Source organism: Curtobacterium poinsettiae, assembly GCF_047226435.1.
GTDB classification, from domain to species: Bacteria; Actinomycetota; Actinomycetes; order Actinomycetales; family Microbacteriaceae; genus Curtobacterium; species Curtobacterium poinsettiae.
This window is the reverse complement of the sequence record NZ_CP178434.1, coordinates 2,978,545-3,002,116: the sequence shown is the minus strand read 5'-3', so window position 1 is coordinate 3,002,116 and position 23,572 is coordinate 2,978,545. Positions and strand designations below refer to the sequence as shown.

At 71.5% G+C, this 23,572-nt stretch carries 27 protein-coding genes and 2 pseudogenes; 12 read left to right on the top strand and 17 right to left on the bottom strand.

Annotated elements, in window-relative coordinates; all coding sequences use genetic code 11:
* Positions 1 to 5 precede the first annotated feature (5 nt).
* Positions 6 to 1,499, top strand: a complete 1,494-nt coding sequence (locus ACL00U_RS14115) for a CitMHS family transporter (RefSeq protein WP_056069962.1) — start codon at positions 6 to 8, stop codon at positions 1,497 to 1,499.
* 33 nt (positions 1,500 to 1,532) lie between these two features.
* Here the strand turns inward: ACL00U_RS14115 and ACL00U_RS14110 are convergent, their stop codons facing one another.
* Positions 1,533 to 2,606: a threonine aldolase family protein gene (locus tag ACL00U_RS14110; RefSeq protein WP_412873521.1), complete on the bottom strand. Its 1,074-nt coding sequence runs from the start codon at positions 2,604 to 2,606 to the stop codon at positions 1,533 to 1,535.
* Between the two features lie 86 nt (positions 2,607 to 2,692).
* Between ACL00U_RS14110 and ACL00U_RS14105 the strand changes: the two genes are divergently transcribed.
* On the top strand, positions 2,693 to 3,271 hold the full coding sequence (locus ACL00U_RS14105) for a TetR family transcriptional regulator (protein ID WP_156463819.1): 579 nt from the start codon (positions 2,693 to 2,695) through the stop codon (positions 3,269 to 3,271).
* An 82-nt stretch (positions 3,272 to 3,353) separates the two neighbouring features.
* Here the strand turns inward: ACL00U_RS14105 and ACL00U_RS14100 are convergent, their stop codons facing one another.
* Positions 3,354 to 3,998 (bottom strand): GntR family transcriptional regulator, encoded by a 645-nt coding sequence (locus ACL00U_RS14100; RefSeq protein WP_159556904.1) that lies wholly within the window; start codon positions 3,996 to 3,998, stop codon positions 3,354 to 3,356.
* Positions 3,999 to 4,095: 97 nt separating this feature from the next.
* On the opposite strand from ACL00U_RS14100, the gene ACL00U_RS14095 reads away from it, so the two are divergent.
* The 4 genes from ACL00U_RS14095 to ACL00U_RS14080 all read left to right on the top strand — a co-directional run bounded on the left by ACL00U_RS14095 (position 4,096) and on the right by ACL00U_RS14080 (position 7,168).
* Positions 4,096 to 4,803: a DUF969 domain-containing protein gene (locus ACL00U_RS14095; protein WP_017886865.1), complete on the top strand. Its 708-nt coding sequence runs from the start codon at positions 4,096 to 4,098 to the stop codon at positions 4,801 to 4,803.
* Positions 4,800 to 5,882, top strand: a complete 1,083-nt coding sequence (locus ACL00U_RS14090) for a DUF979 domain-containing protein (RefSeq protein WP_042540668.1) — start codon at positions 4,800 to 4,802, stop codon at positions 5,880 to 5,882. Before ACL00U_RS14095 ends, ACL00U_RS14090 begins: the two co-directional genes overlap by 4 nt.
* Entirely contained in the window at positions 5,869 to 6,924 is a 1,056-nt protein-coding gene (locus ACL00U_RS14085) for a DUF2891 family protein (RefSeq protein WP_274006815.1), read from the top strand. The genes ACL00U_RS14090 and ACL00U_RS14085 overlap by 14 nt, the downstream gene beginning before the upstream one ends.
* Before the next feature lie 61 nt (positions 6,925 to 6,985).
* Positions 6,986 to 7,168 (top strand): hypothetical protein, encoded by a 183-nt coding sequence (locus ACL00U_RS14080; protein ID WP_071251269.1) that lies wholly within the window; start codon positions 6,986 to 6,988, stop codon positions 7,166 to 7,168.
* A 52-nt stretch (positions 7,169 to 7,220) separates the two neighbouring features.
* Here the strand turns inward: ACL00U_RS14080 and ACL00U_RS14075 are convergent, their stop codons facing one another.
* The 4 genes from ACL00U_RS14075 to ACL00U_RS14060 all read right to left on the bottom strand — a co-directional run bounded on the left by ACL00U_RS14075 (position 7,221) and on the right by ACL00U_RS14060 (position 9,876).
* A complete protein-coding gene (locus ACL00U_RS14075; RefSeq protein ID WP_017886861.1) occupies positions 7,221 to 7,523 on the bottom strand; it encodes a putative quinol monooxygenase in 303 nt (100 codons plus the stop codon).
* A gap of 63 nt (positions 7,524 to 7,586) precedes the next feature.
* Positions 7,587 to 8,471 carry a biotin-dependent carboxyltransferase family protein gene (locus tag ACL00U_RS14070; protein ID WP_071251267.1) on the bottom strand — a complete coding sequence of 295 codons (885 nt, stop codon included), beginning with the start codon at positions 8,469 to 8,471 and terminating at the stop codon, positions 7,587 to 7,589.
* Positions 8,468 to 9,100: a 5-oxoprolinase subunit B family protein gene (locus tag ACL00U_RS14065; RefSeq protein ID WP_071251265.1), complete on the bottom strand. Its 633-nt coding sequence runs from the start codon at positions 9,098 to 9,100 to the stop codon at positions 8,468 to 8,470. Before ACL00U_RS14065 ends, ACL00U_RS14070 begins: the two co-directional genes overlap by 4 nt.
* The gene (locus tag ACL00U_RS14060; protein ID WP_056069985.1) at positions 9,097 to 9,876 is read right to left on the bottom strand and encodes a LamB/YcsF family protein; all 780 of its coding nucleotides are present in this window, start codon (positions 9,874 to 9,876) and stop codon (positions 9,097 to 9,099) included. The genes ACL00U_RS14065 and ACL00U_RS14060 overlap by 4 nt, the downstream gene beginning before the upstream one ends.
* Before the next feature lie 168 nt (positions 9,877 to 10,044).
* Between ACL00U_RS14060 and ACL00U_RS14055 the strand changes: the two genes are divergently transcribed.
* Together ACL00U_RS14055 and ACL00U_RS14050 are read left to right on the top strand one after the other, a co-directional pair.
* Positions 10,045 to 10,215 carry a hypothetical protein gene (locus ACL00U_RS14055; RefSeq protein WP_017886857.1) on the top strand — a complete coding sequence of 57 codons (171 nt, stop codon included), beginning with the start codon at positions 10,045 to 10,047 and terminating at the stop codon, positions 10,213 to 10,215.
* 211 nt (positions 10,216 to 10,426) lie between these two features.
* The gene (locus tag ACL00U_RS14050; protein WP_052481922.1) at positions 10,427 to 11,791 is read left to right on the top strand and encodes an MFS transporter; all 1,365 of its coding nucleotides are present in this window, start codon (positions 10,427 to 10,429) and stop codon (positions 11,789 to 11,791) included.
* A 99-nt stretch (positions 11,792 to 11,890) separates the two neighbouring features.
* On the opposite strand, the pseudogene ACL00U_RS14045 reads toward ACL00U_RS14050, so the two are convergent.
* The 4 genes and pseudogenes from ACL00U_RS14045 to ACL00U_RS14030 form a co-directional block, all read right to left on the bottom strand.
* Positions 11,891 to 12,040 (bottom strand): annotated as a pseudogene (locus ACL00U_RS14045) (DivIVA domain-containing protein); the annotation flags it as partial.
* A gap of 9 nt (positions 12,041 to 12,049) precedes the next feature.
* A pseudogene (locus tag ACL00U_RS14040) lies at positions 12,050 to 12,145 on the bottom strand (DivIVA domain-containing protein); the annotation flags it as partial.
* Positions 12,146 to 12,198: 53 nt separating this feature from the next.
* The gene (locus ACL00U_RS14035) at positions 12,199 to 12,543 is read right to left on the bottom strand and encodes a hypothetical protein (protein ID WP_056069993.1); all 345 of its coding nucleotides are present in this window, start codon (positions 12,541 to 12,543) and stop codon (positions 12,199 to 12,201) included.
* Between the two features lie 145 nt (positions 12,544 to 12,688).
* Entirely contained in the window at positions 12,689 to 13,546 is an 858-nt protein-coding gene (locus tag ACL00U_RS14030) for an alpha/beta hydrolase (RefSeq protein ID WP_412873520.1), read from the bottom strand.
* A gap of 125 nt (positions 13,547 to 13,671) precedes the next feature.
* On the opposite strand from ACL00U_RS14030, the gene ACL00U_RS14025 reads away from it, so the two are divergent.
* The 4 genes from ACL00U_RS14025 to ACL00U_RS14010 all read left to right on the top strand — a co-directional run bounded on the left by ACL00U_RS14025 (position 13,672) and on the right by ACL00U_RS14010 (position 16,284).
* Positions 13,672 to 14,259 carry an LppP/LprE family lipoprotein gene (locus tag ACL00U_RS14025; RefSeq protein WP_140448778.1) on the top strand — a complete coding sequence of 196 codons (588 nt, stop codon included), beginning with the start codon at positions 13,672 to 13,674 and terminating at the stop codon, positions 14,257 to 14,259.
* Positions 14,260 to 14,332: 73 nt separating this feature from the next.
* Positions 14,333 to 15,364 (top strand): YeiH family protein, encoded by a 1,032-nt coding sequence (locus ACL00U_RS14020; protein WP_017886851.1) that lies wholly within the window; start codon positions 14,333 to 14,335, stop codon positions 15,362 to 15,364.
* A gap of 78 nt (positions 15,365 to 15,442) precedes the next feature.
* A complete protein-coding gene (locus tag ACL00U_RS14015; RefSeq protein WP_056070005.1) occupies positions 15,443 to 16,054 on the top strand; it encodes a hypothetical protein in 612 nt (203 codons plus the stop codon).
* Entirely contained in the window at positions 16,054 to 16,284 is a 231-nt protein-coding gene (locus ACL00U_RS14010; RefSeq protein WP_017886849.1) for a helix-turn-helix domain-containing protein, read from the top strand. Before ACL00U_RS14015 ends, ACL00U_RS14010 begins: the two co-directional genes overlap by 1 nt.
* A gap of 17 nt (positions 16,285 to 16,301) precedes the next feature.
* Here the strand turns inward: ACL00U_RS14010 and ACL00U_RS14005 are convergent, their stop codons facing one another.
* The 7 genes from ACL00U_RS14005 to rutA are packed head-to-tail and all read right to left on the bottom strand — an operon-like array spanning position 16,302 to position 23,565.
* Complete coding sequence (locus tag ACL00U_RS14005) at positions 16,302 to 17,120, bottom strand: GntR family transcriptional regulator (protein WP_071251254.1); 819 nt, start codon at positions 17,118 to 17,120, stop codon at positions 16,302 to 16,304.
* A complete protein-coding gene (locus tag ACL00U_RS14000) occupies positions 17,117 to 17,749 on the bottom strand; it encodes a TetR/AcrR family transcriptional regulator (RefSeq protein ID WP_412873519.1) in 633 nt (210 codons plus the stop codon). Before ACL00U_RS14000 ends, ACL00U_RS14005 begins: the two co-directional genes overlap by 4 nt.
* Complete coding sequence (locus tag ACL00U_RS13995; protein WP_071251251.1) at positions 17,746 to 18,369, bottom strand: isochorismatase family protein; 624 nt, start codon at positions 18,367 to 18,369, stop codon at positions 17,746 to 17,748. Before ACL00U_RS13995 ends, ACL00U_RS14000 begins: the two co-directional genes overlap by 4 nt.
* Before the next feature lie 46 nt (positions 18,370 to 18,415).
* The gene (locus ACL00U_RS13990) at positions 18,416 to 19,873 is read right to left on the bottom strand and encodes an MFS transporter (protein ID WP_412873518.1); all 1,458 of its coding nucleotides are present in this window, start codon (positions 19,871 to 19,873) and stop codon (positions 18,416 to 18,418) included.
* A gap of 43 nt (positions 19,874 to 19,916) precedes the next feature.
* Entirely contained in the window at positions 19,917 to 21,560 is a 1,644-nt protein-coding gene (locus tag ACL00U_RS13985) for an amidase (protein ID WP_412873517.1), read from the bottom strand.
* Positions 21,557 to 22,468, bottom strand: a complete 912-nt coding sequence (locus ACL00U_RS13980) for a carbon-nitrogen hydrolase family protein (RefSeq protein ID WP_412873516.1) — start codon at positions 22,466 to 22,468, stop codon at positions 21,557 to 21,559. Before ACL00U_RS13980 ends, ACL00U_RS13985 begins: the two co-directional genes overlap by 4 nt.
* The gene (rutA, locus tag ACL00U_RS13975) at positions 22,465 to 23,565 is read right to left on the bottom strand and encodes a pyrimidine utilization protein A (RefSeq protein ID WP_042540642.1); all 1,101 of its coding nucleotides are present in this window, start codon (positions 23,563 to 23,565) and stop codon (positions 22,465 to 22,467) included. The genes ACL00U_RS13980 and rutA overlap by 4 nt, the downstream gene beginning before the upstream one ends.
* Between the last annotated feature and the right edge of the window lie 7 nt (positions 23,566 to 23,572).

The following is a 23,572-nucleotide window of genomic DNA, read 5'->3' as shown; positions in this document are numbered from 1 at the left end:
TCCTGATGCTCGTCATCCTCGGGTACGCGATGGTCCTGACCTTCATGGTCCTGATCATGACCAAGCGCATGTCGCCCATGCTCGCGCTGATCATCGTGCCGACCGTGTTCGGCCTGTTCGCGGGGGCGGGCCTGGGACTCGGCGACATGGTGACCGAGGCGATCGGCACCCTGGCGCCGACGGCAGCGCTCCTGATGTTCGCGATCATGTACTTCGGGCTGATGATCGACGTCGGCCTGTTCGACCCCCTCGTCCGGTTCATCCTGCGGGTGACCGGCAACGACCCGGCGAAGATCGTGCTCGGGACGGCCCTGCTGGCGGGCGCGGTCTCGCTCGACGGGGACGGCTCGACGACGTTCATCGTGGTGACCGCGGCGATGTTGCCCATCTACCTGAAGCTCGGCATGAGCCCGGTCGTGATGACGTGCGTCGCCGGTCTGACGAACGGCACGCTCAACATCGTGCCGTGGGGTGGTCCCACCGCCCGGGCCGCCGCTGCACTGAAGATCGACCCGACGGACATCTTCGTCCCGCTCGTGCCGTCGCTCGTGGTGGGGCTGCTGCTGTGCTTCACGTTCGCGTGGACGATGGGGCTGCGGGAGCGGAAGCGCCTCGGGCTGATCGAGTTCACCGAGGCCTCGCGGGGTGCAGGGGTGCCGGAGCGCGCGAACGCCCGGGCCGGGTCGCGCGTGCTCGCGGCGGTCGGCGGGACCGGCGGCGGGATGTTCACGAGCCCCACGGTCGCGCTCGGGCTGCGCGGCGGGAAGGCCGACGGCCGACGTGCGGACGGCGACGGCGTGGACGGAACCGGTGCGACGGACGAGGGCGCGGGCACCGGCACGATGGCCGAGACGATGCTCGACCCGAACCGTCCGACCCTGCGCCCGAAGCGCATCTGGTTCAACCTGGCACTGACCGTCGCCGTGATGGTGGCGCTCGTGATGGGCCTGCTGCCGCTGCACTTCGTGTTCATGATCGGCACGGCGATCGCCCTGCTCGTGAACTTCCCGCAGCTCAAGCAGCAGACCGCGCAGATCGTCGCGCACGCCCCGAGCATCGTCGGTGTCGTGTCGATGGTGTTCGCCGCCGGGGTGCTGATCGGGGTGCTCGACGGCACCGGGATGGTCGCTGCGATGGCCGACTGGCTCGTTGCGGTCATCCCGGACTCGATGGGCCCGTACCTGGCGGGCATCACCGGCATCCTGAGCATGCCGCTGACGTTCTTCATGAGCAACGACGCGTTCTACTTCGGGATCCTGCCGGTGCTGTCCGAGAGCGCTTCGGCGTACGGGATCACACCGGCGGAGATGGCCCGCGCCTCGGTCGTCGGGCAACCCGTGCACATGCAGAGCCCGCTCGTCCCCGCGATCCTGCTGCTGGTGTCGCTCGCCAACGTGAACCTCGGCGACCACCACAAGAAGGTGCTGTGGCGGGCCGCCGTGGTCGCGATGGCGATGCTCGTGGTGGCGATCGTGGTGCGGGTCATCCCGTTCGGGTGATCTGACCGCCACGCCGGAGTGCGCCGGGCCGGCTCAGGCGGGGTCGAGCTCGCGCGTCAGGGCTGCGACGAAGTCGTCGACGTCCTGCTCCGAGGTGTCGTACGCGCACATCCACCGCACCTCGTTGCGGCTGGCGTCCCAGTCGTAGAACCGGAAGTGCTCCCGCAGCCGGTCGGCCACGCCGGCGGGCAGGGTCGCGAAGACCCCGTTCGACTGGGTCTGCTGGCTGAAGCCGACACCTCGGATGCTGCCGTCGGCGATGCCGGCCTCGAGTGCACCGCGCAGGCGGGCGGCCATCGCGTTGGCGTGCCCGGCGGAGCGCAGGTACAGGTCATCGCTGAGCAGGGCGATGAGCTGGGCGGAGACGAACCGCATCTTCGACGAGAGCTGCATGTTCATCTTGCGCAGGTAGTGCAATCCCTCGGACGCGGAGGGGTTCAGCACGATGATCGCCTCGCCGTAGAGCATGCCGTTCTTCGTCCCGCCGAAGCTCAGCACGTCGACGCCGGCGTCGGTGGTGAAGTCGCGCAGGGGCACCCCGAGCGACGCCGCGGCGTTCGAGATGCGAGCGCCGTCCATGTGCAGCGTCATGCCGAGCGAGTGCACGTGGTCGGCGATCGTCCGGATCTCGTCCACCGTGTAGGCGGTGCCGAGCTCGGTGGTCTGGGTGATCGACACGACGAGCGGCTGCGCACGGTGCTCGTTGCCCCAGCCCCAGGCCTGCCGGTCGATGCGCTCGGGGGTGAGCTTGCCGTCCGGTGCATCGACCGTCAGCAGCTTGATGCCCCCGATGCGCTCGGGTGCTCCGGCCTCGTCGGTGTGGATGTGCGCGGTCGAGGTGCACACCACCGCACCCCAACGCGGCAGCATCGACTGCAGGCCGACGACGTTCGCGCCGGTCCCGTTGAACACCGGGAACGCTTCGGCCTGCGACCCGAAGTGCTGCCGGACCACCTCGTGGAGACGCGCCGTGTAGACGTCCTCGCCGTACGCGGTCTGGTGGCCGTCGTTGGCCTCGGCGATGGCCGCGAGGATCTCGGGGTGCACGCCGGCGTAGTTGTCCGAGGCGAAGCCCCGCAGGTCCAGGTCGTGGAGTCGGAGGGTCACTCGCTCATCCTAGGTTCGGGGGATCAGGTGCCCTGAGCGACGGTCGCACCCGCGTCGCGGGCCGCGTGATCGGTACGGTGGTCGCCATGGCCCGATTCACGCCCCCTGCTGCCGACGCGATGCGCGCACGACTCCTGCTCGCCGCGCGGGACGAGTTCGCCGCGGTCGGACTGGCCGCCGGCAGGGTCGAACGGATCGGCGCGGCGGCGTCGAGCAACAAGGCGCAGGTCTTCCACTACTTCGGCAGCAAGGAGGGCCTGTTCGACGCCCTCGTCGCGGAGACCATGACCGAGACGTTCGCCGACGCCCCGCTCGACACCGCCGACCTGGCCGCCTGGGCCGGCGGGGTGCACGACTCGTACGTCCGTCGCCCCTGGGCCCAGCGGCTCGCGACGTGGCACCGGCTCGAGCGTGCCGACATCCCGCTCGAGTCCGTCGCGACGAGCTACGCCGACGCGGTGGCCGAGGTCGAGCACGCCCAGCGCGCCGGGGTCCTGCCGCGGGCGTTCCGTCCGGCGGTGCTCCTCGGGCTCGTCCTGCACACCGCTGCGTTCTGGAGCGCGACCGCTCCGGAGTACGAGCCGCTCGTGCAGGCCGTGACGCCACCGCGACGTCGCCAGGTCGTGGTGGACGCGGTCACGGCGCTGCTCGGCGGGAAGTCCTGACCGAGGGCTCGACCGGCACCAGCGCGACCGCGATCGGACCGGGCGGGCGGGACGGAGCCGCGCCGGGCCTCCTGGAGGTCCCTCAGCCGGTTGCGCCGGCGGCGACCCGCAGCGTCCGCTCCGCATCGTCGAGGTAGACCGCGAGCAGTGCCGAGGCGGCGTCCTGGTCGCCACCGCGCAACGCGGACACGATCGCGTCGTTGCGTTCGACGAAGTCGGCGTGGAACGACGCCGGGTCGGCGGTGGTCAGGAACGCGAGTCGCATCTCGGCGAGCAGGCCGTCCATCAGGGCGTGGATCCGCTCGCTCGGCACCGCGCGCACGAGTTCGGTGTGGAACCGGATGTCGGCGGTGCCGACGGCGCCCCAGTCGCCCGCGGCTGCTGCGGCCCGGGCGTCCGCGACCGCTGCGGCGGCCGCGGCGAGGGCTGGCGAGTCGGGGGAGCAGGCACGCACAGCGGCTTCCTCGAGAACCCGCCGAGCCGCGTAGAGATCGGTGACGTCGGCGGCGGAGAGACGTCGGACGAACACCCCGCGGTTGAACACGTGCTCGACCAGTCGGTCGCGGGCGAGCAGCCGGAATGCCTCGCGCAGGGTGTTCCGCGACACCCCGAGCTGATCGCTCAACCGCTCCTCGGACAGCTGCGCCCCGGGGGAGAAGCCGCCCGACGCGATCATGGTGCGCAACCGCGTGGCCGTGGAGTCAGCGCCGCCGACGGTTCGGGTCATGGCACCGATCCTGGCACGGGCGGCGTTTGTGAAGGGCGTGTTACAGAGCAGAACCGGCTCTTGCGATTGTTGAACAATGCGGTCCAGACTGTCCCGCATGTTCGTCCTCATCGGCGTCGCCGTCGTCATCGTCGGCTTCGCGTTGCGCGTCAACGCGCTCCTCGTCGTCACGGTCGCGGGCATCGTGACCGCGGCCATCGGCGGGATCGGTCCCGTCGGCATCCTCGACGCGTTCGGCAACGGGTTCGCCTCGAGCCGGTCCGTCACGACCTTCGCGCTCGTCCTGCCCGTCATCGGCCTGATCGAGCGCTACGGCCTGCAGGACCAGGCGAAGCGTCTGATCGCGAAGCTCGACAAGCTCACGACGGGTCGTCTGCTCGCCGGCTACCTGGTGATCCGGCAGGTCACCGCGGCGGTCGGCCTGACCAGCATCGGTGGCCCGGCGCAGACCGTCCGCCCGCTGGTATACCCGATGGCCGAGGGCGCGGCGACGAAGAAGTACGGGCGGATCGACGACCGCATGCGCGAGAAGATCAAGGGCTACTCGGCCTCGTCCGACACCGTCGGGGTGTTCTTCGGCGAGGACGTCTTCGTCGCGGTCGGCTCCATCCTGCTCATCACGACGTTCGTCGACGCGACCTACGGGCTGTCGCTGGAACCGATCGACCTGGCCCTGTGGGCGATTCCGACGGGCATCGCGGCGCTGATCGTCCATGGCGGACGCCTGCTGCTGTTCGACCGCCGACTCGACAAGATGGCGGCGGACGCCCGTGCCGACGCTCCGACTCTGGGGGCCGCAGCGTGATCACCAGCGAATGGCTCTACTGGCTCATCGGCGCGTTCTTCATCGCCGTCGCCGTCCTGATCGTCACCGACACCGCGCACGCGAAGCGCCTGGGCAACGCCGCGTTCTGGGGCATCCTCGGCCTGTCGTTCTTCGCCGGCACGTTCGTCGCCGCTGGCAGCATCCCGCCGTGGACGCTCGGCATCGCCGTACTCGTGATGGTCGCGCTCGCCGGACTCGGCTTCACCGGCACGACCAGCCGCACCCGGGTCGCGAGCATCCCCGGCGCCGGTACCGGTGCGGAGACCGGCCCCGCCGAACCAACCGGCGTGACGCAGAAGATCACGAGCGCGGGCAGCGGCAGCACGAGTGTGCTCGCCACCACCAGCCCGGACGAGCGTGCCGCGTTCGCGACGAAGTACGGCAACCGGCTCTTCATCCCGGCCTTGGTGGTGCCCGTGGTCGCCGTGCTGGTCGCGACGCTCGGCCCGCTCGTCTCGTTCGGCGGCGAACCGCTGCTGGCCGAGGGGAGCGCGACCCTGACCGGCTTGGGCATCGGCTCGGTCCTCGCCGTGGTCGTGGCCGTGTTCGTCCTGCGCCCGCCGAAGATCGCCACCCCGATCCGCGAGGGCGGTCGGCTCCTGCAGGCGATCGGCTGGGCGGCGCTGCTGCCGCAGATGCTCTCGACCCTCGGCATCGTCTTCACCCAGGCGGGGGTCGGCGACGCGGTCGGCACGATCATCAAGTCGGTCCTTCCCGACGGCTCGCTGCTCGCCGCAGTGGTCATCTACTGCCTGGGCATGGCCCTGTTCACGATCATCATGGGCAACGCGTTCGCCGCGTTCCCGATCATGACGGCCGCGATCGGCTGGCCCGTCCTGGTGCAGGGCTTCGACGGCAACCCGGCCGCGATCTTCGCGATCGGCATGCTCGCCGGCTTCTGCGGCACGCTCGTCACCCCGATGGCCGCGAACTTCAACCTGGTGCCGGCCGCCCTGCTCGAGATGCGGGACAAGTACGGCCCGATCAAGGCGCAGATCCCCACCGCCGCCATCCTGCTCGTCGTCAACATGGGAGTCATGTACCTTGTCGCATTCTGATGCCGCCCCGATCGACCTGACCCGGGCGGCCTGGGCCGACCGCTTCGCGGCCGTCGCCGCGGACAACACGACCCGTGAGTACCCGTACGCCGCGCACCACGCGACGTCCGGGCCGGACGACCGGGCACTGCCCGTCGAGCTCCACCCCGCCTTCGCCACGTCGTACGACTGGCACTCGTCGGTGCACATGCACTGGCTCGCGGCGCGCCTGGTCGCGCACGGTCTGCCCACCGACCTGGAGGCCCGGCTCACCTCGATCCTGCAGGCGCACCTCACGACGGATCACCTGGCGACCGAGGCCGCTTACCTGCGCGAGACACCGCACTACGAGCGCCCCTACGGCTGGGCCTGGCTCGCACGGCTCGCCGCCGAGGTGTCGGCATCCGAGGCGCCCGCCGTCCGGGCACTCGCACCGGGGTTCGCGCCCGTCGTCGACGTCCTCGAAGACCTGGTCGTCCGGTGGATCGACGGTGCCGCGCACCCGGTCCGGCACGGCGTGCACTCGAACTCGGCGTTCGGGCTGCTGCTCGTGCTCGAGGCCGCCCGGTCACTCGAACGTCCGGCCCTGGCGGCAGCGGTCGAGGGGGCAGCACGGGACTGGTTCGGCGCGGACGCCGGGTGGCCGTTCGCCTGGGAGCGGAGTGGGCACGACTTCCTGTCCGCCGGTCTCGCCGAAGCCGACCTGATGCGTGCGGTGCTGCCCGCTGCGGAGTTCGCGACGTGGGCCCGTGGCTTCTTCGCCGCGGTGCAGCCGGGCGACGCGATCCTGCGGTCGACGGTGGTGCGCGACGAGAACGATCCGCAGCAGGTGCACCTGTTCGGGCTCGACCTGTCGCGGGCGGGATCGGCCCGGCGCATCGCGGACGCACTCCGTGCCGGCAGCTCGGACGACTCCTGCATCGCGGACCTGCTCGACGACGCCGCCGACCGGCTGCTGACCTCCGGGCTCGCGGCGAGCGTGGGCGAGGAGTACTACTCCACCCACTGGCTGGCGAGCTTCGCCTGGGACGCCATGGAGGCCCGGGAGCACGCCGCTCGATGACCGGCTTCGGGGTGGTGATCGTCTGCGGACACACTGAGGATCCGGAGGTACCTTCGGGGCCATGAGCGATCCGAAGGACGACGAGACCCTCGACGACTTCCGCGAGGCGCAGGAGACCGACTACGAACCGGAGCCCACCGTGCTCGACCCCGACGACCTCCCGGTGGTCGACGACGCGAACGACGAAGTGCTCCCCGACGACGAACGGCCGGTGCCGCTCGACACCGACGACGACGTGGTCTGACCGACCGCGGCCGACGCCGACCCATGCGCCGTGGGGCGGGGCCGGTGTCGGCTCAGTGGAGCGGGATGGTCCGCGCGAAGGTGCGGGTGACCGGTGTCGCTTCGAGGAACGGTGCCATCGCCGGAGCACCCTCGGGCGTCGCACGCCAGGCCACGTACGTGTCGTGGTCCGCGGCGGTCGTCCACGACTCGACGACGACCATGCGCGCCGGGTCCTCGTCGTCGACGAGGACCTCGAGCGACTCCAGGCCGTGGAACGACGCGGTCTGTTCGAGCGTCTCGCGGATCGCACCCTGGAGCGCGTCTTCGGGGGCGTCGCTCTGGAACTGGACCTCGAGCAGGACGGTGATCGACATGGGGAACCTTTCGTCAGCGGTGTCCAAGCCAACTCCGGACCCCCTGCGCTTGTTCCGGGTCGGTCAGTCGAGGATGCGGAACCGGAGCGGATCACCAGGCCGGAGCTGCGCGGCACGGTCGACCGACCGGGGCGTCAGGACCGCGACGACCGGGTAGCCGCCGGTGACCGGGTGGTCGGCGAGGAACAGCACGGGGAACCCCTCGGGCGGCACCTGCAGCGATCCCGTCTCGACACCCTCGCTCGGCAGCTCGCGTGTCACGGAGCGGGCGAGCGGCGTCGCAGCCGTGGTGCGGACCCCCACGCGGTCGCTGTCCGCACTGACGGCGAAGTCCTGACCGGTCAGGGTCGATCGCCACTCCGGGGTGAACCAGTCGTCGCGCGGCCCGGGCACCACGTCGAGCACGACCGGCTCGTCCGGCCACCGCGGTTCGGGCTGCGGCACCGCGTCGACGACCGGCCACGAGACCCGGGCTCCGCCGACCGGCAGGAGGTCGCCGGCCGACAGCGGCGGCGGACCGAGGCGCGCCAGGGAGTCCCACGAGCGGCTGCCGAGCACCGGTTCCACCGCGAAGCCCCCGAGGACCGCGATGTAGGCGCGCAGGCCCACGGTCGCGGTGCCGATACGGAGCGTGTCGCCCGGGGCCAGCAGCAGCACCTCGTGCGAGGCCGCCCCGCGGACCGATCCGTCCGCCCGCTCGACCTCGACCGGGCAGGCCGCGCCGGTGGCGGCCGCCACCACGTACGCGTCGGTGCGGAGCGTGACGGAGCCGAGCACGGCCTCCAGGACGGCCGCGTCGGCACGGTTGCCGACCAGTCGGTTGGCGAGTGCCGCGGACCCGCGGTCGGCCGCGCCGGCCGCCCCGAGGCCCATGTCGCTGAAGCCCGGGCGACCGAGGTCCTGCGTGGTCACGCCGTAGCCGACCTGCACGACGGTCAGCGCGCTCATGCCGCACCCGCCACGACGAAGCGGACGAGGGTGCCGGCTGGCGCGAGCGCCGGGGGCGTGCGCTCGAGCGACCACATCGGCACGTCGGTGCGGCCGATGAGCTGCCAGCCGCCGGGCGAGGTCCGCGGGTAGACGGCGCTGAACTCGCCGGCCACCGCGACGGCACCGCTCGGGACGGCCGTGCGGGCGGTGCTGCGGCGGGGCAGGTCGAGCGGTCGATCGCTGCCGGTCAGGTAGCTGAAGCCCGGGGCGAAGCCACAGAAGGCGCTCGTCCAGAGCTGCCCGGTGTGCCACGCCACGAGTTCGTCGCGCCGCATGCCGGTCAGTTCGGTGACGGTGTCGAGGTCCTCGCCGTCGTAGGTGACGGGGATGACGAGCGGTTCGGCGTCGTGCGCTTCGAGCGTGGCGCTGACCGGGATGACGTGCGCCAGCTCCGAGCGGAGCCGACCGGCGTCCGTCGTCGCGGGGTCGAACCGGAACAGCAGCGTCCGGGCGCCGGAGACGACCTCGGTCAGGCCGGGCAGGGAGGCCTCGTCGAGCCCGGCGCGGAAGGCGACGACCTCGGCGAGGGACTCGAACGTGGCGAGGAGTGCGGTGCCGCCAGCGGAGCGGACGTCGGGACCCGTCACGGCGCGAGCGGTGCGGGCAACACGAACGGCGCGATCGTCACGCCGTGCTCGGTCAGGAGTGCTCGGATCGCACGGGCCATCGCGACCGCGTCGGGGGAGTCGCCGTGCACGCACACCGAGTCGGCACGCACCGCGATCTCGGACCCGTCGACGGCGATCGCGACGCCGTCGGTGACCATGCGGAGCACCCTCGCCGCGACCTCGTCCGGGTCGTGCAGCACCGACCCCGGCTGCTTCCGGGACACCAGCGAGCCGTCGGGTTCGTAGGCGCGGTCGGCGAAGGACTCGCTCACGGCGCGGAGCCCGTGTCGTTCGGCCGCCAGCAGCAGTTCCGACCCGGGCAACGCCAGCACGGCGAGCGACGGGTCGACGTCGGCGACGGCGCGGACGACCGCCTCGGCCTGCACCGGGTCGGCGCAGGCGGTGTTGTACAGGGCGCCGTGCGGCTTGACGTAGGTGACGGCCGCGCCGGCGACGTGCGCGGTGGCCGCCATCGCCCCGAGCTGGTGGACGACGTCGGCGTACAGCTCGTCCGGTGTGACGTGCACGGGGCGGCGGCCGAAGCCGATCAGGTCCCGGTAGGCCACGTGGGCGCCGATCGCCACACCGCGTTCCGCGGCGGCGCGGGCGGTGGTGAGCATGATCGTCGGGTCGCCGGCGTGGAACCCGCACGCGACGTTGGCGCTCGAGACGACGTCGAGCATCGCGGTGTCGTCGCCCATGGCCCAGGCGCCGAAGCCCTCGCCGAGGTCGCTGTTCAGGTCGATCGTCGTCACGGGTGCTCCCTGTCGTCGCGGGTTGTTGAACAATCTACCGAGAGCCCCGGCCCGTGTCATCCGCTTCCCCCGCTCGGACGGTGGATTCCGAGGCGGGGCACGTACTGTCCGAGTCCTCAGTACCCCGGTGGCGGTGCCGCCGGGTCGATCCCTGCACTGGAGCAGCTCATGACCGACAGCAGCAACACGCACGACGCCCCGAAGAACGACCCCGAGGGCACCGAGAAGCCGGGCGGCCTCGGCGACGACAACACCATCCCGAACAACCCCGACGGCCTGGCCGCGGGCCACTCGGGCGACGACTCGCACTTCAACCCGGAAGAGGACGGCGAGCAGTAGGCGCTCCTTTTCGGCCTGCGGGTCGATGCAGAACGACACCGTCGTTGTCCTCCGACAACGGCGGTGTCGTTCTTCGTCGGCACGCATCCGCACCGACGAAACAATCAGAGCAAAACCTTCCGGCCTGCGGTTTCCGGTGCTACAGTCCCGATCACCTAGCAGCGCTAGGTATTCGAGGGCCCCGAAGCCCCCTATGACTCGAGGAGGAGTCATGTCGACACCGTCGTCGAAGGAAGAACCCACACGCGGCATCGCCGGGACCGCGTCCCCCGCGGTCACCGCAGCCGCCGGAGCCACCGCCACGGACGCTGCTGCGTCCCGAGCGTTCTCGGTCGAGGGCATCACACAGTCCGTCAGCACCGTCCGGGTGGGTCGCGGGTACCTCTGGGGCCTGAGCTTCGCCCAGTTCGGCCTGTTCGTCGCCCTGCTCACCCCCGTCTTCGTGAGCATGTCGATCAAGGCCACGGAGCTGAACCCGACGAGCCCCGAGACCGTCGTCGGCTCGGTCCTGCCGTTCGGAGCGCTCGGTGCCCTGTTCGCCAACCCGCTGTTCGGTGCGCTCTCCGACCGCACCCGCACGCGGTGGGGTCGTCGTCGCCCGTGGATGGTCGGCGGTGTCGTGGTCTTCGTCGGCTCCCTCGCCTGGCTCGCGTTCTCGCCCGACGTGCTGCAACTCACCCTGGCCTGGGTGCTCGCGCAGGTCTCTGCCAACGCGGTGCTCTCGACCCTGACGGCGAGCTTCGCCGACAACGTGCCGGAGTTCCAGCGCGGCAAGGCCTCGAGCGTCATCGCGCTGGCGCAGAACATCGCGATCCTCGCCGGGCTCTACCTGGCCGTGTACCTGGTCGGCAACCTGCCGGTCCTGTTCATCGCACCGGGTGTCCTGGCGATCGTCGCGGTCCTCGTCTACTCGTTCGTCGCCCGTGACGACCTGCCGACGACTCCGGTCAAGCCCTTCAGCTGGGTCAACCTGATCAGCTCGTTCTGGACGAACCCGATCAAGCACCGCGACTTCGGGCTCGCCTGGTGGGGCCGCTTCCTCATCACCTTCGGCACGTTCATGTTCACGACGTACCGACTCCTGTACATGCAGGACCGCATCGGGCTCCCGCAGGGCGAGGCGGTCGGGGTCGTCGCGTTCGGCGTGCTCCTGTACACGATCGCCCTGCTCGTCAGCGCAGCGGTCTCCGGCTGGGTGTCCGACCGGATCCAACGTCGCAAGGTCTTCGTCTGGGGCTCGACGGCCATGACCGCCGTCGGTCTGGTGATCCTGGCCCACGTCGACACGGTCGGCGGGTTCTACTTCGCCGAGATCGTCCTGGGCTTCGCCTTCGGCATCTACGCCGCCATCGACACGGCCCTGGTCGTCGACGTGCTGCCCGACCCGGAGCGCCCTGGCAAGGACCTCGGCGTCATCAACATCGCGAACGCGTTGCCGCAGTCACTCGCCCCCGCCGTCGGCCTGTTCCTGCTCGGCATCGGTGGCGGCCAGAACTACACGCTCATGCTCTGGGGTGCCGGCGTCGCCGTCATCCTGGGTGCCCTGGTGATCCTGCCCATCAAGTCGGTCCGCTGACCGACGCGACCGCCTGGAGGCGCGACCTGCGTCCGTGACGCACGCCGCGCCTCCAGGCGGTCACCTGCACCGCCGGTGACCGTTTCAGCGGGCGCCGTGCTGGCGCAGTGCGACGACGACCTCGTCGAGGAAGTCGTCGACCTGCCCCTGGTCGTACCCCTCGCGGAACTTCGTCGGCTGGAACCGCACATCCATGACCTGTTCCGGCGTGAGCGGGTCGACGGGCCGCCGCTGCTCGTACCCGGTCAGGGTGGCCTGGATCCGGTCGAGGAACGCATCGACCTGGCGCTGGTCGTACCCGTCGCGGAACTTGGTCGGTCGGAACCGCTTCTCGGACACCTCTCGTGCGAGCATGTGCTCCCCCTTCTGTCTGTCCGGCAATGCTCCCATGGGCCGGTTGCCGAGGGTCAGCGCTGCGGCGTCCGCTTGCCGAACAGTGCGTCGAGGAACCGCGAGAACCGGGACTCCGGCTCGTGGATCGTCTCGATCGAGCGGGTCGGCGACCGGAACGCCAGGTCGTGCAGCATGTTCCGCTTCGAGCCGTCCCAGTTCGCGAACAGGTAGGTCCCGCCGATGAACGACATGCTCCGGACCGGCGCGCGCTTCCACGAGTCGGCAGCCACGTAGTACCCCGCGTGGCCGGCGCGGATGTGCTGGATCACGGTGTCCACGTCGATGACACCGGTCGGTGTCACGACGGCGGTGATGCCCGTGCGGTCGCGGGCGACGTACTCGATGAGGTGTTCGGTCACGATGGAACTCTTCGTCACGGTGGTGAGGCGCCACGGGGGAAGCGTGGCGAAGGGGATTCGGAACCGCCGTTGCTTCCGTTCCCAGAGTACGTCCGCCTCGGGCGCGGCGTTCCCCGATGTCCGCCGTTCGTCCGTGGAAGAGCGCTCAGCGGATGGGCGTGTGGTGGTCGGCCGTCCGGTGGTCGGGTGTCCGATCCGCCCACGCGGCGATGCGGTCGATCGCGTCGTCGAAGTCCCGCGTGCCGGGTCGGTTGAGGAACGCGTGACGGCTGTCCGGCAGGACGTGACGTTCGACGGGGACGCCCGCGTGCTCGAGCTCGCCCGCGAAGCGTTCCCCCGACCCGCGCATCACGTCCCGCTCGGCGTCGACCATCAGGGTGCGAGGGAACCGGGTGAGGTCGTCGGACGCCGGGTAGACCGCAGCGGGGTGGCCGCCCGCGTACGCCCGGTTGCTCAGGTCCAACAGCACCGGGGCGTGCGTGAACCACCGGTGTCCGCGGACGAGTCGCCGCACCGCCCGGTCGCGGGGGAGTCGGGCGTGGAAGAACCCGTAGGTCAGCACGAGGCCGACCAGTGCCGGGGCGGTCGCGACCGCGGAGGCCGCCAAGCACGCACCGGCGCTCGCCCCGCCGAGCAGCAGACCCGAGGGTGCCTCGTCCTGCAGGTGGTGGAGGACGGCGACGATCTCGTCCCGCGCGTGCGGTGCCCGTCGTCGCCCACGTGGTCCACCCCGGCCGAGCCAGGGCAGCCCGGGCAGCGGTCCGAGGCGGTAGCCGACGGTCACGACCGGCAGCCCGCGCTCGGCGAGTGCCCGTGCGACGGCGTCGGACTCGGGCAGTTCGAGGTCGCCCCGGAAGAACCCGCCGCCGTGGACCCAGACCAGGGTCGGGGCTCCCGTGCTGGCGCTCGGATCGGCCGGTCGGTACCGACGGACGGGGACCGGCCCGTGTGGTCCGTCGATCTGGTCGTCCCGGACCTCGACCCGGACGGTCCCCTGGTGCATCCCCCGCATGGGAGCAGTGTGGCAGCACGCCGGCGGACGCCACAGGCACACCGCTGCAGCGTCCGGAGGGACACATCCCGGTAACGATGCGGGCGACCGTTCGGCGGCGCAGGCAGCGTGGAGGGATGCGCCTGACGAGAACCGCCCTGATCCTGACCACTGCGACCCTGGCCGCACTGCTGACGGGGTGCTCCGGCGCGGACGGGGCGGACGGCAGCGCGGCGACCCCGACCGTGACCGAGACCGTCACCGCCCCGCCCTCCGACGCCGCGAGCACGCCGACGCCGACCCCGACCCCGACCTGCGGGCCGACGAGCGGCGCCGAGGCTGCTGCCGCGGGCATCGCGGCCCTGCCGCTGCCCGCCGGACTCGAGGACGCGAAGTGGGACGCCGCGAACGCCGACTACTCCGGCTACGACGCCTGCGCGCCGCTGTCCTGGTCCGTGGTCGAACCCGAGTTCGCCACAGCCGGCTCCCCGTACGCGATCCTGCTGTTCCACGAAGGCCGGTACCTCGGCACCGCCACTGCCGAGCAGTACGCCTTCGAGCCGACGATCGAACGACGGAGCGAGTCGGCCGTGACGGTGACCTACAAGTTCGCGAAGGCGGGCGAACCGAACGCAGCACCCTCCGGCCGGACCACGGCCACCTTCACCTGGAACGACGAGACCGGCCGCGTCGACATGACGGGTGACACCCCGCCCGCTCAGTGACGATCGGGCGCTGCCCGTCGCGGTGACGCCCGTTCCGCGAGCGCGGCATCTGCCGGCACGACATGCTGTCCTCATGCAGTCCGTCCGTGCAGCCGCCCCCGGTGTCGCCCTCGCCGTCGCGATCGGCATCGTCGCCACCCTGGTCGGCCGGGTCGTCCCGGTGGTCGGCGGCCCCGTCCCCGCCGTCCTGATCGGTGCCGTGGTGGGGTGGCTCGTCCGGCGTCGCACCGGTGGCACACTCGCGGTGCTCGCCCCCGGGGTGAAGTTCTCGTCCAGCCGGGTGCTGCAGTTCGCGGTGGTCCTGCTCGGCGCGCAGCTGTCCATCGGCGAGGTGCTGCGCATCGGCGGTGAGACCCTGCCGGTGATGCTCGCGACGCTCGTCGTCTGCCTGGTGGCCGCGTGGGGGATCGGTCGACTGCTCCGGGTGTCGGGCGCGCTCCGCACCCTGATCGGCGTCGGGACCGGCATCTGCGGCGCCTCGGCGATCGCCGCCGTCACGCCGGTCATCGGCGCGGTGAGCGCCGACGTCGCCTACGCGATGTCCACGATCTTCCTCTGCAACATCGCCGCCGTCTTCGCCTTCCCGCTGCTCGGGCACGCCCTCGGCCTCAGCCAGCACGCCTTCGGCGTCTTCGCGGGCACCGCCGTGAACGACACGTCGTCCGTCGTCGCCACCGCGACCGTCTACGGTCGCCAGGCGACCGACACCGCGGTCGTCGTGAAGCTGGTGCGCACCCTGATGATCATCCCGATCGTCATCGGGCTGGCCGGACTGGAGGCCCGCCGCGCCTCCCGCGAGCAACTCGCCCCCGCCTCGGGGTCGGGCCGCGGATTCCGCGTGTTCCGCTTGGTGCCGTGGTTCCTGATCGGGTTCCTCGTGGTGGTGCTGCTCCGGACGGTCGGGGTCCTGCCCGCGTCCGTGGCACCGGGGTTCGCGACCGCCGCCTCGTTCCTCATCACGGTGGCGCTCGCCGCGATCGGCTGCTCGACGGACTTCGCGGCGCTGCGACGTGCCGGGTTCCGTCCGATGCTGCTCGGCATCGCGCTCTGGGTCCTGGTGGCGGGGACGAGCCTCGGCGTGCAGGCGGCGTTCGGGCTGCTGTAGGGGCTTGCCCGAGCCGGACCCATCGTTTATCGTTGCATCGAAATTCGATGGTATCGATGATCGACAGGGGAAGCAGCCATGACCACACCCGTCTACGAACCGCCCCGCGGGCGGAACTCCTACTTGGCCTACGTCGTTTCGTGCGCCATCGGCATCGTGTTCGTCGTCTGGCGGTACGTCGAACAGCTCGTCCAGTCGATCACCTCGGGCACGGTGGCGGTGCCGATCCGGATGCGTGAGACGAGGGCCATCCCGCAGCCCCCGGGTGGCGCGACGGTGACGTCCGACCAGCTCGTGCTCCGGGCGCCGGTCGCCGACGTGCCGGGTGGTGCGATCGGGTGCATCCGCGTCGGCGACGCCCTCGAGGTCCTGCTCGTCAGCGTCCTGATCGCCCTGGTGGCGGCGGTGGCCTGGAAGATCTCGCGCGGCGGGCTCTTCGACCGCTCGACCACCCGGATCCTCGACTGGCTCGCCGGCGCGGTGCTGGCCGCCGGGTTCCTGCCGTCGTTCGTCCGCCGGATGGGGTGGAACTGGGTCGTGTCCGGGCTCGGCTGGGACGGGTACCTGCCCACGCCGGTGGTCGATCACCAGTTCCTGCCCGTGTACCTCGGCCTGCTCGTCGTCGTCTGCTTCCGGTTCGCGCTCACCGCCTCGCAGCGGATGGTGCGGGACCAGGCCGGGCTGGTCTGATGCCCCCGGAACAGGAGGACGGCCACGCGGTCGTCTGTCACCTCGACGATCTGCTGGCCGCGCGGGGGATGACCCTGACCGAGCTCGCCGACCGCGTCGGTGTGACCGTCGTCAACCTCTCGGTGCTCAAGAACAACCGGGCCCGCGCGATCCGGTTCTCCACCCTCACCCGACTGTGCGAGGTGCTCGGCTGCCAACCGGGCGACGTCTTCTCGGTGCGCACGGACTGACGATCCCCGCCCGTGCCTCACGTGATCCGGGAGTCGATCACCGCCCGGTCGCCGCGGTACCGCGAGAACCCGTACTCGACGGGTGTCCCGTCGGCAAGGCACATCAGCCGTTCGATGTGGAAGATCGCCTGGCCGGGATCGATGTCGAGCAGGTCGGCCGTCCACTGGTCGGCGTTCACGGTGCTCAGGAGCAACCGTCGTGCCTCCGGCCGCGCGCCGGCCTTCCTGACGAGTACATCCGGCACGTACTCGGTGAGCGGTTCGGCGACCAGGTCGGGGAACCGCTCGTGTGGGACCCAGCTCGTCCGGACCCGGCTCGGTTCGCCGTCGAACGAGATGAGGCTCTCGACGAAGAACGCGCTGCTGCCGGTCATCTCCAGGTTGCGCCGGACGGTCTCCGGCGCGGTCACCTGCTGCACGCACAGGTGCACGATGCTGAGCCGGGGCGACTCGAACACGCTGCCCCCGGCCGTCTCGCCGTAGATCGTGACCTCGTCGGACGTGCGGGCCAGGCTCACCGAGGCGACGGGCCGCACACCGAACGTGCCTGATCGCGGCGCACGGGTGAGCAGCCGCTGTTCCTTGAGCAACGCGAGGGCAGCTCGCAGGACGTTCCGCGTCGTGCCGTACAAGTCGAGCAGCTCCCACTCGTACGGCAGCGGACCGGTGAACCGCCCCGCGACGATGTCGGCCCGGATCAGGTCGGACACCTGGCGGGCCGCGTCGGATCGTCGGTTGAACCCGATCCAGTGCCCCGGCGTCGACGGTGTCGCCCCGACCCCCATGTCGGTCCAGGCAGCGGACGGGGCGAACCCCTCCGGCACGGTCCCGGTCACGAGGTCACCCCCACCGTCGACAGGTCGCCGGTCCAACCGGCCCACCGCAGGAACTCCCGGGCCAGCCGCACCGGGTAGTCGGGTGCCTGGATGTCGAGCGAGACGAACACGCGTCGGTAGAACGTCGGCCCGCCGAGCAGGTCCACGGCGATGCCGAGGTCGACGTCCGGTCGCAGGTCGCCCGCGTCCATCGCCCGCTCCAGCATCGCGTTGACCCGCAGCCGCCGGTCCAGGTGCCACTCGGCGACGGCCTCGGCGACCCGCGGCTCGTGCGACGCGGTCTCCACGATGAGCGGGAGCGCCCGACCGACCGGCGTCGCGACGAGGGCGTGCACCCATCCCCGGGTGAGTCCCAGGACACCCTCGGCGATCGGGGCGTCCTGCACCGTCGGGATGTGCGCCTCCATCAACCGGATCACGGTCTCGGTGAGCAGGACCTCCTTGCTCGACCACCGCCGGTAGATCGTCGCCGCACCCACGCCGGCCGCGTCGGCGACGGCCCGGATCGTGAACGCGCGGGGGTCGCCCTCGGCCAGGATCTCGACGCACGCGGTGTACACGGACTCGCCGACGGCAGCGCTCCGCGGCCGGCCCCGGACCGGCGCCTCGACTCGCGTCGTGGTGCTCATGCCGCGTCCCAGTGCTCGAGGACCTGGTCCATGGGCCAGACCTCGCCGATCTTGGCGGCGATGTCGAACAGGTTGGCCTCGTGCACGCTCGGCAACCGGTCGCCGACGGCTTCGCGCACGACGATCGGCACGAACCCGTACTGCATGGCGTCCGTGGCGGTCGCGCGGATGCACCCGCTCGTCGACAGCCCCGCGATGAAGAGCGTGTCGACGCCGCGGGCGACGAGGTCGGCGGCCAAGGACGTGCCGAAGAACGCGCTCGGGTACTGCTTGGGCACCAGGGTGTCGCCGTCGAGCGGTTCGAGCCCGTCGACGAACGCTCCGGTCGACGCGCCGGGCAGGTACGCGGCGAGTGCCGGCACCTTGCGGAAGAACACGCCGGCGTTGGACCCGTCGGCGGAGAGTGCCATCGTCGTGATCGCCACGTGCACCCCGGCGGCGCGGGCAGCGGTGGTGAGCTCCCGCATCCGCTCGACGGGTTCCTCGACGCCGGCGTAGAGCCCGCAGTCGGGGTCGACGTAGGCGCGGACCGGGTCGACGACGACGAGCGCAGCGCGTCGTCCTGGCTGCAGCGTGCCGGTGAAGCCGGCTGCCGCGTAGTCCTGGTGGTCGTCGGTCATGGCGTCCTGCTTCCGTCGTGGGTGGTCGTTGCCAGGGTGGGGACGGTCACGTGGACGCCCCCGGCTCGGGGATCGGCCCCGACCTGTCGGGCCGGAGTGGCGCCTCCCGGTCGGGAGGCCCGAACGGCCCGAACGCGACGATGAGCGCCCCCAGGGCCGCGCAGCCGGCGAACGTCAGCGCCGCGGCGCGGACGCCGTCGACGAACACCTGGACGTCGCCGGACGGCAGGCTGAGCAGGCTGCCGTCGTAGGCCGCAGCCGCCTGTGCCGCGGACAGGCCGCCCGTCGCGATCGCGAGGCCGAGTGCCGTCGAGAACAGGAAGCCGGCGTTCTGCAGGGCCGAACGGATGGCGTTCGCGATGCCGCGGCGGTGCTCCGGGACGCGGGTCATCAGTGCCGACGTGCTCGGCGTCATGAACACGCCCGTGCCGACCCCGACGGCGCCGAGGCCGGTGGCGGTGACGGCGTAGGCGTCGCCGTCGGCGAGGGACACCGCGAGCACCGCGGCGCCGAGCGCGATCAGGAGCATGCCGATGGTCGACAGCGTCCGCGCGGCGACCCGGCGGGCGAGGAACCCGGCGCTCACCGCTGCGACCGTCGTGCCGATGGGCGTGGGCAGCACCCAGAGCGCGGCGTCGACAGCGTCCTTGCCGTCGACGGCCTGGAACGACAGCGACGCCAGCAGGACCAGTGCGTAGCTGGACAGGGCGCACAGCCCGGCGGCGGAGAACAGGGTGATGGTGGTGCGGTCGCGGAAGATCGCCGGGTCGACGAGGGGGTGCGCGACCCGGCGTTGCGTCCACACGAACACACCGCCGAGCACGACGGCGCCGGCGGTCATCGCGACGACGGGCACGGCCGACCAGCCGATCGAGCCGCCGGTCGAGACCGCACCGACGAGCAGCCCGACGGCCGTGACGGACAGGACTGACCCCGGCACGTCGAGGCGCTCGCCGGAAGGGGGACGCGTGCTGTGCGGGATCAGCCGGAGCGACCAGATGAGTCCGGCCAGTGAGATCGGCACGCCGGCGAGGAAGATCCACCGCCACCCGAACGACTCGGCGACCAGCCCGCCCACGACGGGCCCGATGACCTGGCCCACCGCGGCGACCGTGGCGTTCAGGCCGAGGCCGAGCGACAGGATCGACTCCGGGAAGACATCGGTGAGCAGCGCGGTCGTGTTGGTGACGATCGCTGCCGCCCCCACGCCCTGCACGAGTCGGGCACCGAGCAGCACCGCGGCGTCCGGGGCGAAGCCGCAGGCGAGGGAGGCGAGCAGGAAGACGAGGATGCCGGCGATGTACAGACGGCGCCGACCGACGAGGTCGGCGATGCGCCCGAAGACCAGGATGAGGGTGGTCGTGGTGAGCATGTAGCTGAGGAGCACCCAGCTGGACTGCACGGCGCTGGCGTCGAGGTCACGGCTGACGTCGGGGAGCGCGATGAGGAGCGCGCTCGAGGAGATGAAGACGAGGACGACGCTCAGGCTCGACGCGCAGAGCACCTGCCAGGCGCGTCGCCGGGCGGCGCCCTCGTCGATGGTGCGGCTACCGATCGGTCGGCCCTCGCACGGCGGACGACGGCGGCACCAGGCGGTGGTGCGTCGTGACCCGCTGGAAGGCGGCGGCCGCGGACAGCACGAGGCGGTCGTCCCACGGCCGCGCGACGAGCTGCACGCCGACGGGCAGGCCGTCCGGCGCGGTGCCCGCCGGCATCATCAGCGCGGGGAACCCCACGTAGTCGAACAGCCGGGTGTTCCGGGGGATGACGTCGTGCAGGTTGAGGCGCTCGCCGTCGACCGACATCGTCAGGTCGTCGAGTCGCGGGGCGGTGGCGCCGATCCCGGGGGTGAGCACCACGTCCACGCCGGCTTCGTCCATCCGCGCGACCATCGCGGCCTGCACGAGCGGGCGACGGCGGAGTGCCCGGAGGTAGTCCGCCGCGGTCGGCAGGAACGAGACGTCGAACCGCGCGCGGGTGCCGGCGTCGAACAGGTCGGCCGTGTCGGCGTTGGCCTCCTGGTTCGCGGCGAGCTCCCCGTAGAACACCGTCCAGCACTCGGAGTCGATCGACTCCAGGTCGTCGAACTCGATCGGCACGAGTGTCGCGCCGAGCTCGCGGAAGCGCTCGACCGCCGCGGCGTGTGCGTCGAGCACCGCGCGGTCGACGCGTTCGGTGAACCAGTCGAGCGGGACCCCGATCCGGAGCCCCTCGACCCGTTTGGGCGCGGCCTCGATGAGCGGCACGGTGGGGAACGTCGTCGGGTCCTCGCCGTCGGAACCGGCGATGACCGCCAGGACGAGGGCGAGGTCCTCGGCCGAGCGTGCCATCGGGCCGACGTGGTCGAGCGTCCACGACAGGCTCGCGACCCCGGTGCGCGGCACGAGGCCGTACGTCGGCTTGATCCCCGTGGTCCCGCAGAGGGCGGACGGGACGCGGATCGATCCGCCGGTGTCGGACCCGAGCGCGAGCGGGACGATCCGGGCGGCCAGCGCCGAACCCGACCCGGTCGAGGAGCCACCGGTCCAGCGCTCGGGGTCCCACGGGTTCCGCACGGCGCCGTACCGGGCGTTGTGCGGCCCGCCGCAGGCGAACTCGGTGGTGGCCGCCGTGAACACCGGGATCGCGCCGGCGGAGCGGAGCCGAGCCACGACGGTGGCGTCCTTCGGGGCCACACGGTCACCGGTCTGGAGCGAGCCGCTCGTGACGATCGTCCCCGCGACGTCGATGATGTCCTTCACCGCGAACGGGATGCCCTCGAGCGGCCGGGCGTCGTCGTCCGCCCAGCGGCGGGTGGACTCGGCGGCGGCTTCCTCGGCCCCCTGCACCAAGCGCAGGACGGCATCGGACCAGACGTCGTCGCTCGTCCAGTGCGGGGCGAGTGCGGCGAGGACCTCGGAAGGGGTCGTGGTGCCGGACCGGTACGCGGCGAGGAGTTCGACGACCGAGGCGCCGGCGGGGTCGGTGGCAGCCCGGCACACCGCCAGGTCGTCGTCCGGACCGGCAGCGGTCGGCGCCGGGGCCCCGTCGATCGCCGCGCCGAGGAGCCGGCCGAACAGCTGCGCGCTGTGGGCCGGTTCCGCGGGCAGCGCCGACGGAGCCGCGGGCAACGGGTTCGCGCGACTCGCGGCCAGCGCGCGGTCGAGCTGCGGTGCGATGGTGCCGCGGACCAGGGCGGCGACGTCCGTCACGCGGGGACCGCCGCCGCTGCGTGGGCGTCGGCGAGGTACCGGAACACCCCGGGCTGCCGGTCACGTCCGAGCGGGAAGTCCCGGCGGGCTGCCGAGACCTCGCCGACGTCGATGGTGGCCCGGATGATCGGCCCCGCCTGGTGGGCGGGGGCCGAGACGACCAGGTCACCCCGTGGTGAGACGACCGAGGACCGACCGAAGTAGCTGACGGTCTTGCCGTCGACGGTTTCTTCGCCGCCGCGGTTCGGGGCGAGGACCCACGTCTGCGTCTCGAGCGCACGGACCTGCAGTTCCTGGGTGAACAGGGTCTCGCGGAAGCCCATCGACGACACGAGCACGAGCATCACCTCGGCCCCGGCGGCACGTGACGCGAGCCAGTACTCGGGGAAGCTCCGGTCGTAGCAGATGAGCATGCCGAAGCGGGTGCCGAGCGCGTCGAACACGACCGGTCCGGCACCGGCGGCGAAGTAGTGCTTCTCGTCGACGTCGGAGATCGCGTTCGTCGGGATCGACGTCTTGCGGTACGACGCCACGCGGTCGCCGTGCACGTCGGTGCCGTGCACGAGCGTGCCGTCGGCGTCGATGAGCACCGCACTGTTGTACTGCGCGTCGCCCGCGTCCTCGTAGAGACCGAAGGCGACGGCGGTGCCCAGACGCTTCGCCGCGCTCGCGAAGCGGGCGGTCGCCGGACCGGGGACGGGCTGTGCCCAGGACTTCCGGCTGTCGTTGACCACGCCGCAGAAGTAGGGCGTGGTGCAGAGCTCGGGGAACACGACCAGGTCGGCACCCTCCGCGGCCTGCTCGAACAGGGCGATGAGTTCGTCGAGTGCGGTGTCGCCGTCAGCGGGGGTCTCGCCGGCCTGGACGACCGCGACCTCGATGACCGGACGGCTCGCGGCGGCGCTCATGCGGTGACCGCGCTCGGAGCAGCGGACGCGACGCCCTCGCGGGTGCGCATCAGCGGCTGGATGCGGGTGCCGAAGTCGTCCATCCCCTGCAGGAAGTCGTCGAACACCAGCATGATGCCCTTGGTGCCCTCGACGGCGGCGGCTTCGTCGAGCATCGCGGCGACGTGCTCGTAGGAGCCGACGAGCGTGCCCATGTTCATGTTCACGGCCCCCTCGGGCAGCGAGATCCGCTTGGCCGTGTTGCCGTCCTCGCCCTCGGCGTCGGTGAGCGCCTGGCCGGTCATCCAGGCGATGGCCTCGACGTCGACCCCGTCGCTGTACCGCTCCCACTTCGCCTGGGCGGCCTCGTCGGTCTCGTCGGCGATCACCATGAAGAGCACGTAGGAGCCGACGTCACGGCCGGTCTTCTCGCGTGCCTCGAGCAGGGCCTGGTTCTGTTCGGCGTAGGCGGTCGGGGTGTTCACACCGACGCCCATCGAGAAGTTGTAGTCCGAGTACTCCGCGGCGAACGCCATGCCCTGGGACGACTGACCGGCCGAGACGATCGGGATGTGCGACGTCGGCCGCGGCAGCATCCGGCAGTCGTCCATCTGGAAGTACTCGCCGTGGAAGTCGCTCCGGCCGGTCTCCCACAGCTCCTTCATCACCTGCATGTACTCGGTCTGGTACGCGTAGCGGCGCTTGAAGTGCACCTCGTCGCCCGGCCACAGGCCCATCTGGTCGTACTCCGCCTTCTGCCACCCGGCGACCAGGTTCAGCCCGAAGCGGCCGTGCGAGATCGAGTCGACGGTCGCCGCCATGCGTGCCGCGATCGCCGGCGGGATGGTGAGGACCGCGGTCGTCGCGAACAGGCGGATCCGTTCGGTGCGGGCGGCGAGACCGGCCATCAGGGTGAAGGACTCGAGGTTCTCGTCCCAGAAGCCGCTCGGGCCACCGAAGCCGCGCAGCTTGATCATCGACAGGGCGAAGTCGAAGCCGTACGCCTCGGCCTTCTGCACGATCTCGAGGTTCAGGTCGAACGACGGCTTGTACTGGGGCGACGTGGTGGAGATGAGCCAGCCGTTGCTGCCGATCGGGATGAAGACTCCGATGTCCATGGGGAAC

What these genes read in the sequence shown, in the direction of transcription:
- ACL00U_RS14115 (WP_056069962.1), top strand. Translation starts at nt 6, where the DNA reads ATGCTCGTCATCCTCGGGTACGCGATGGTCCTGACCTTCATGGTCCTG.
- ACL00U_RS14105 (WP_156463819.1), top strand. Translation starts at nt 2,693, where the DNA reads ATGGCCCGATTCACGCCCCCTGCTGCCGACGCGATGCGCGCACGACTC.
- ACL00U_RS14100 (WP_159556904.1), bottom strand. Translation starts at nt 3,998, where the DNA reads ATGACCCGAACCGTCGGCGGCGCTGACTCCACGGCCACGCGGTTGCGC.
- ACL00U_RS14095 (WP_017886865.1), top strand. Translation starts at nt 4,096, where the DNA reads ATGTTCGTCCTCATCGGCGTCGCCGTCGTCATCGTCGGCTTCGCGTTG.
- ACL00U_RS14080 (WP_071251269.1), top strand. Translation starts at nt 6,986, where the DNA reads ATGAGCGATCCGAAGGACGACGAGACCCTCGACGACTTCCGCGAGGCG.
- ACL00U_RS14075 (WP_017886861.1), bottom strand. Translation starts at nt 7,523, where the DNA reads ATGTCGATCACCGTCCTGCTCGAGGTCCAGTTCCAGAGCGACGCCCCC.
- ACL00U_RS14070 (WP_071251267.1), bottom strand. Translation starts at nt 8,471, where the DNA reads ATGAGCGCGCTGACCGTCGTGCAGGTCGGCTACGGCGTGACCACGCAG.
- ACL00U_RS14055 (WP_017886857.1), top strand. Translation starts at nt 10,045, where the DNA reads ATGACCGACAGCAGCAACACGCACGACGCCCCGAAGAACGACCCCGAG.
- ACL00U_RS14050 (WP_052481922.1), top strand. Translation starts at nt 10,427, where the DNA reads ATGTCGACACCGTCGTCGAAGGAAGAACCCACACGCGGCATCGCCGGG.
- ACL00U_RS14030 (WP_412873520.1), bottom strand. Translation starts at nt 13,546, where the DNA reads ATGCACCAGGGGACCGTCCGGGTCGAGGTCCGGGACGACCAGATCGAC.
- ACL00U_RS14025 (WP_140448778.1), top strand. Translation starts at nt 13,672, where the DNA reads ATGCGCCTGACGAGAACCGCCCTGATCCTGACCACTGCGACCCTGGCC.
- ACL00U_RS14020 (WP_017886851.1), top strand. Translation starts at nt 14,333, where the DNA reads ATGCAGTCCGTCCGTGCAGCCGCCCCCGGTGTCGCCCTCGCCGTCGCG.
- ACL00U_RS14015 (WP_056070005.1), top strand. Translation starts at nt 15,443, where the DNA reads ATGACCACACCCGTCTACGAACCGCCCCGCGGGCGGAACTCCTACTTG.
- ACL00U_RS14010 (WP_017886849.1), top strand. Translation starts at nt 16,054, where the DNA reads ATGCCCCCGGAACAGGAGGACGGCCACGCGGTCGTCTGTCACCTCGAC.
- ACL00U_RS14000 (WP_412873519.1), bottom strand. Translation starts at nt 17,749, where the DNA reads ATGAGCACCACGACGCGAGTCGAGGCGCCGGTCCGGGGCCGGCCGCGG.
- ACL00U_RS13995 (WP_071251251.1), bottom strand. Translation starts at nt 18,369, where the DNA reads ATGACCGACGACCACCAGGACTACGCGGCAGCCGGCTTCACCGGCACG.
- ACL00U_RS13980 (WP_412873516.1), bottom strand. Translation starts at nt 22,468, where the DNA reads ATGAGCGCCGCCGCGAGCCGTCCGGTCATCGAGGTCGCGGTCGTCCAG.
- rutA (WP_042540642.1), bottom strand. Translation starts at nt 23,565, where the DNA reads ATGGACATCGGAGTCTTCATCCCGATCGGCAGCAACGGCTGGCTCATC.